This is a genomic window from Yoonia sp. (assembly GCF_014859355.1).
Lineage (GTDB): Bacteria > Pseudomonadota > Alphaproteobacteria > Rhodobacterales > Rhodobacteraceae > Yoonia.
Window position 1 is genome coordinate 1 of sequence record NZ_JACUUJ010000069.1, and the last position, 6329, is coordinate 6329.

General features: G+C 60.2%; 8 protein-coding genes. 2 read left to right on the plus strand and 6 right to left on the minus strand.

All coding sequences use genetic code 11. The features are described 5' to 3' along the window. Together IBX59_RS14530 and IBX59_RS15185 are read left to right on the plus strand one after the other, a co-directional pair. A partial coding sequence (locus IBX59_RS14530; RefSeq protein WP_296376851.1) for a transposase domain-containing protein occupies positions 1-167 on the plus strand: 167 nt, incomplete at its 5' end. 359 nt (positions 168-526) lie between these two features. Then, complete coding sequence (locus IBX59_RS15185; protein WP_367119392.1) at positions 527-739, plus strand: AbrB family transcriptional regulator; 213 nt, start codon at positions 527-529, stop codon at positions 737-739. Between the two features lie 81 nt (positions 740-820). Here IBX59_RS15185 and IBX59_RS14535 read toward each other — a convergent pair whose 3' ends face one another. From IBX59_RS14535 to IBX59_RS14560, 6 genes are all read right to left on the minus strand, one after another. After that, positions 821-1813: a succinylglutamate desuccinylase/aspartoacylase family protein gene (locus IBX59_RS14535; protein WP_296376839.1), complete on the minus strand. Its 993-nt coding sequence runs from the start codon at positions 1811-1813 to the stop codon at positions 821-823. Continuing rightward, positions 1810-2688, minus strand: a complete 879-nt coding sequence (locus IBX59_RS14540) for an N-formylglutamate amidohydrolase (protein ID WP_296376843.1) — start codon at positions 2686-2688, stop codon at positions 1810-1812. Before IBX59_RS14540 ends, IBX59_RS14535 begins: the two co-directional genes overlap by 4 nt. Further along, positions 2685-3683, minus strand: a complete 999-nt coding sequence (locus tag IBX59_RS14545; RefSeq protein ID WP_296376844.1) for an ABC transporter ATP-binding protein — start codon at positions 3681-3683, stop codon at positions 2685-2687. The genes IBX59_RS14540 and IBX59_RS14545 overlap by 4 nt, the downstream gene beginning before the upstream one ends. Then, a complete protein-coding gene (locus IBX59_RS14550) occupies positions 3680-4660 on the minus strand; it encodes an ABC transporter ATP-binding protein (protein WP_296376845.1) in 981 nt (326 codons plus the stop codon). Before IBX59_RS14550 ends, IBX59_RS14545 begins: the two co-directional genes overlap by 4 nt. Next, complete coding sequence (locus IBX59_RS14555; RefSeq protein ID WP_296376847.1) at positions 4657-5712, minus strand: ABC transporter permease; 1056 nt, start codon at positions 5710-5712, stop codon at positions 4657-4659. Before IBX59_RS14555 ends, IBX59_RS14550 begins: the two co-directional genes overlap by 4 nt. Continuing rightward, positions 5709-6329 (minus strand): ABC transporter permease (locus IBX59_RS14560; protein WP_296376850.1); only part of this gene is annotated, 621 nt, incomplete at its 5' end. The genes IBX59_RS14555 and IBX59_RS14560, both read right to left, overlap by 4 nt.

Here is a 6329-nt window from a genome sequence, read left to right on the forward strand (position 1 = left end):
CCTGGGCGCGCTTCGCCAGCCTGATCGGATCCTGCAAGATGAACGGCGTTGAACCCTATGCCTACCTGAGTGATCTCTTCACCAGGCTCGTCAATGGTCATCTCGACAAGGACATCGATGCGTTGATGCCATGGGACTACGCCGCGGCAACCATCCCCTCACAATGAGCTCATCCGGGAGTCCCCAGTGAGCTCATTCTGATCGCTCACGAAGGCAAAAAACGCCAGCCGCGCGCACCGGGAACCAGCCCGCAAGCGAAATCCCAATGGGGCGAGGACGGCGCTTACCCTTTACACGGCTGGGCATATTGACAAAACGGTAGCCAGCGGTTGACCAGGCGTTGACCGAAAAAACAATCAAATGAAGCGCTCCTAATCACCAAGGGCAGTAAGCCGACGGTGAGAAAGCGGCATTGTATCTGCAGAATAAGGCCAAGGCTGCCAGTCAGCCGTCTGGGTCGATAAGGTCATGATCTTGCTGGTCTATACGATCGTCGTGGCATTGGTGATCGTCGCTTGCTCTCGCCCTGCTCGCCCACACGATGATGCAGAGCATCGCGGGGGTGCGCGGCGATCAGGCACTGTTGGCGCTGCCCCCGGGTGGCTTGACCGAGATGGTATTGATCGCGCTTGCCGTTCAGGCAGACGTTGCTTTCGTTGCCACGCACCATCTCGCGCGGATCTTGTTTGTAATCCTGCTTGCTCCGCTTGTGTTTCTCGTAGTGCTAAACCGGCGTTGATTCGCCCGCCGACATCGGTTTTCCGGTTTCACGGCGACGGGAATATCTCGTAACACCACTCCCACCTTTTCGAAATACGCTCTACACCACGATCGGTTCCGCCAAGCGCACGGCTGTCTTGCCGCGCCATATTCTGCGCGTTGGCATGACCAGCACCGTCACGGGATGGGGCGCGCGGATTTCGGTTGTCCCGTCATAGCCGATCAAGGTGCCCTGCGGCAAATGTTCCAGCCCGGTCCAGTCCTGGGCAAAGCGAAAGCCATCCGTCTGGATGGTCACTGCCTTTGAGACTTGAAAGAACTGCATCGGGTCGGGGGCTGCGCGCGTTGCCATCCAATCCTGCGCAAAATCGGTATCGACGCTGCCAGTGACCCGCAGAAACCGGATCGCTGATTCCAGCGCGATGCCTTCGGCGGCGGCTTCCCAATGCTGGCCGCATTCGATCAACATGGCATTTCGCGGTGATGTGGGGTCGCCAAACCCTGCGTAGTCGCGCATCCGCAGCCCCTCGGCATGGCCCTGATCGTTGAAGACCAGCGCCGGATAACCCACCTGGCGCGCAAGATCGCGCCCTTTGGGCAAAAGGCCTGCGATGGTCAAGGCCGATGCCTTGCTTTGCATGGAATGGATATCCAGCAGCACATCAACAGTATCAAGCCAAGGGCGCACTTCGCGGGCGCGTCGCAGTTCTTCGGTCAATTTGCGGTCAGGGTCGTCGAGCACCTCAGGCGACCAAACGCGGTTGAAATCCTCGTCAACCCAACGAGAGGCATCGGGGAGATCGCGATCAAACGCCTCATGCGCGGCTACGTTCATAAAGGCCAGCGACAGTTTGCCGGCAACAGGCCGCGTGTCGTGCCGCAACAGCCAGTCCAAAGCCAGCGCGCCGCAGGGCTCATTGCCATGCACAATGGCCGTGATGGCGACATGCGGCCCCGGTCGTCCGCTGTCAAAGGTCCAGATATAAGGAATCGCCCCGGTCCCACGCGCATAAGGCGTCAGGTCTGGAGGTGTCAGTTCGACAGGATAGAGGTTGGGCAATCCTGTGGCCGAACCACTGCGCGCTTGGGTCATTGGGCCGAAATCCTTTCCAGTTGATGTGTGACATGCGCCGCCAGATGTGCGGCCAAATCGCTGAAACAAACCTTGAGCGCGCCATAGCCGTCATTCCGCTCACGGCTGCGTTCATCCATGTATAGCTTGCGGTTGACCTCGATCTGAAGCGAGTGCCGCCCCTGCGCAGGCGCCCCATTGGCACGGATCAATTCCATTCCCTTGTAGGGGTCATTGACCGCAACCGAATAGCCCCGCGCGGCAAGAAAGGCGCGCACGGTTTCAGTCAGGGCTGGTTCGCAGGCGGTCCCATCCAGATCACCCAGCACGAAATCAGGCCGCGGAGTGCCGCGATCCTGCGTGGACATGGCCGAGGCGAGCTCTTGCATCGAGTGGCAATTGATGTGCCAGACCGCGCCCCATTGGCGGTGGCTATTATCCAGCAACCCCCGCAACTGGGCCTGATAGGGACGATGATAGGTGGCGATGCGGGCCGCAACTTCGGCGGCGGTCAGGCGACGGGTATAGAGTGGCCCACCGTCCGGCGGAACGCGGGTCCAGCATAGGCCAATGCCCAACCGGCTTTTGACAGTTGGCTTAAGCACGCCGGGATAGTCGCCCTCAATTTGATCAGGCTCCATGTCGTCGGCCGCGCGGTTGGCATCGACATACGAGCGCGGAAAATGCGCTTCCAGCAGCAGCGCGCCCACGTCACCCCCCCCTGCCCACAGATCAGCCACATGGGTATCTTCGGCATGGCGTAGGGTCAGCGGATCGGCGGCATGGTCGAAATCAGCCGGATAGTCGGTGCCGGAATGGGGACTGTCAAAAACCAGCGGGAGTTTCTGGGTCTTGACGCCATGGATCGTCAGCACATGTGGGATGGTCCGGATCATGCGACACCTCCGTCGTGCAAATGGCAGGCCGTGCTGTGCCCGTCTGTGGTCAATGTGCGCGGCACTTCGCGCCCGCAACGGGGGCCGGCCATCGGGCAGCGGGGATGAAAATGGCACCCTGTTGGCGGATTCAGTGGCGATGGAATTTCCCCCTTCACCGTTCTGAACTCCTGCCTGCCGGCGCCCAGACGGGGCACCTGATCCAGCAGCGCTTGGGTGTAGGGATGGCGCGGGACGTCGAACAGCGCCGCAGTTGATGCGATTTCAACGATGCGGCCTAGATACATGACCACGACACGATCGGCGATATGTTCCACGACCCCCAAATCATGGCTGATGAACAGATAGGTCAGGTCCAGATCGCGGCGCAGATCCTGAAACAGGTTTATGACCTGCGCTTGAATAGACACATCCAGTGCGGCGATGCTTTCATCGCATATTAGGAATTCCGGTTGCACCGCCAAAGCGCGCGCAATGCCTATCCGCTGGCGCTGGCCGCCCGACATTTGATGCGGGTAGCGCTGCGCGAAAGCGGGGTCCAGCCCCACCTTGCGCAACAGTTCATCGACATAGCCCGCAACTTCGCGCCTTGTGGTCAGGCCGTGGTAAACTGCGGCCTCGCCTATGATCTCGGCCACTTTCATGCGCGGATTGAGCGAGGACATCGGATCCTGAAAGATCATCTGAATACTTAAACGCTTTTCGCGGGCAGCCGCTGTTTTTGCGTCGGTTATGTCAGTTCCCTCGTAGCGGATCACGCCATCGCTGACTGGCAAAAGCCCTGCTACCATCCGTCCAAGCGTGGATTTTCCGCAGCCCGATTCCCCCACCAGCCCGACGACCTCGCCGCGTTGGATATGGAAACTGGCGGCATCGACCGCGTTGACGCAGGTCTCGCGCAGGTCCGCCCCCAGCCTGCGCGCCAGACGTTCGACACTGTCGAGTTTCTTTTCAAACCGGCGCGATATGGCATCTAGTTCCAGAATCGGTGTCATGTGATGCTCGTCATTGTCACAGAAGGGTGGAAACAGCGCAGGCTGCGCGCGGGGTCGATGGCCGTGATCTCGGGGGCGCGACTGCGACAGGTATCGCTGACACGGGTGCAGCGCGGGGCAAAGGCGCAGCCATCGGGCAACAGCGCCATGTTGGGCGCCATGCCAGGGATCTGGGTCAGACGTTCCCCCCGTCGCCCATGACCGGGGATCGAGCCAAGCAGCCCTTGCGTATAGGGGTGACCCGGCGCAGTCAGAACTGCATCGGTGGGGCCGGATTCTACAATCCGGCCGGCATACATCACGGAAATCTTGTCGGCCAACCCTGCCACCACCGCCAGATCATGGGTGATCCAGATCAGCGCGGTTCCGGTTTCACGCGCAAGCTGTTGCACCTCGGCGAGAATCTGGCTTTGGATCGTCACATCCAGCGCGGTTGTCGGTTCATCCGCCACGATCAGGTCGGGCCCGTTCAGCAGCGCAATGGCAATCGCCACACGCTGGCGCATCCCCCCCGAAAACTGGTGCGGATAGGCGGTCAGACGTTCGGCAGGTGACGGAATCCCGACCTTGGCCAATGTGCCGATCGCCCGGTCGCACGCGGCCTTTTGGCTCACGCGGTCATGGGCGCGCACGGCCTCTACCATCTGGGTTTCGATGCGCAGGACCGGGTTCAGCGTCATCATCGGGTCCTGAAAGATCATCGCGATCCGGTTGCCCCGCAGCGCACGCATTTCGCGGTCCGACAGTTTGGCCAGATCCTGCCCTTTGAAATTGATCTGCCCGCCCACAACGCGCCCCGGCGCATCGACCAGGCGCAGAATGGAAAACCCGGTGACGGATTTGCCCGACCCGCTTTCACCCACCAGGCCCAGAACCTCGCCTGCAGACAGGGAAAAACTGACACCGTCTACGGCCTTGACCACACCGGCATCGGTAAAGAAATGCGTTTGAAGGTCGCGCACGTCAAGAATGCTCATCGTGTCAACCTCGGGTTCAGGGTGTCGCGCAGCCGGTCGCCCACCATATTGATAGACGCAACGATCGCCAGCAGCGCAAGACCGGGATACATGCTCATCCAGTATTGCCCCGACAGCATGTAGCCATAGCCATTGGCAATCAGCAGCCCCAGCGATGGCTGCGTGATTGGCACGCCCACGCCCAGAAATGACAGCGACGATTCCAGCACGATCGTATTGGCGACCTGCACAGTGGAAATCACGATCAAGGGCGGGATGCAGTTGGGCAAAAGGTGGCGAAAGATGATCCGCCAGGACGGCAGACCCAGACCGCGTGCGGCGTCGATATATTCCTTGCGCGTTTCGGACAGGGCGGTGCCGCGCACTGTGCGGGCGTAATAGGCCCATTGCACGATGATCAGCGCAATCACGATCTTATCCAGCCCGCGCCCGAAGGCCGCCATCAGCATCAGCGCCACAAGGATGGACGGGAACGACAGTTGGAAATCGACGATCCGCATCAGCACGGCTTCGATCCGGCCACCGGCCCAGGCTGCGTAAATGCCCACGACAACCCCGATCAGCATGGCGACCAATGTTGCAATGATCGACACCGACAGCGACACGCGCAGGCCATAGAGGATGCCCGACAGAATATCGCGACCCTGTTCATCTGTGCCAAGATGAAAGGTCATCGACCCGTCAAACGTGGTGGAACCCGGTTCCAGACGGCCATCCATGATACTCAGTTGACGCAGGTCATAGGGGTTCTGTGGCGAAATCTCGGTCGCGAAGATAGCCAGCACCACCAGAACAAACAGGCTGAACGTGGCCATATACGCGGCTGGGCCGGAAAAGAACTTGCGCGCTTTGCCCTGCAACAGCGCGGCTGCCAACACGACCAGACCAACCAACAGTACAACGCGCAGGGCAAATACCCCGACATCAACGCCACCCAACAGCAGCGCGAGCGACCCCAACACGGCGATCCCTGCAAGCTGCCCGGCGATCCGCCATGCGCGGCCAGGGTCATTGGTGATCGGGGCGGGGGCAGGTGGCGCGGTCATGCTCATGACGCTTCCCCCTTCACCCGGACGCGCGGATCAAGCAGCGTATAGATCACATCGACCGTAAAGTTGATGATGATGAAGATGATGACCGTCATCATCAGATAGGCCACGATCACAGGCCGGTCGAGTTTCAGGATCGAATCGATCAACAGCTTGCCCATGCCGGGCCATGCGAAAACCGTTTCGGTCACAACCGCAAAGGCGATCATCGACCCCAGTTCCAACCCCAGAACGGTGATGATCGGGATCATGATGTTTTTCAGCACATGCACCATCAGGATACGGGTTTCCGACACACCCTTGGCGCGGGCGAATTTGACGTAGTCCTGCATCAGCGCTTCTTGTGTGCCTGCGCGCGCCAGACGTGTGACGAGCGACGCTTTGTAAAGCGCCAGCGTCAGGGCGGGCAGGATCATATATTTCAGGCCGTTCTCGGAAAAGATCGACAGCCGCATGCCCAGCACCTCGACTGTCTCTCCGCGTCCGGTCGAAGGTAGCCAGCGCAATTCTACCGCAAAGATCAGGATCAGCAGCATCCCAACCCAGAAATTCGGTAGCGAGAAGCCAAAAATGGACCCGGTCATGATGGCGCGGCCCTGCCAGCGGTCAGCCTTGTAGCC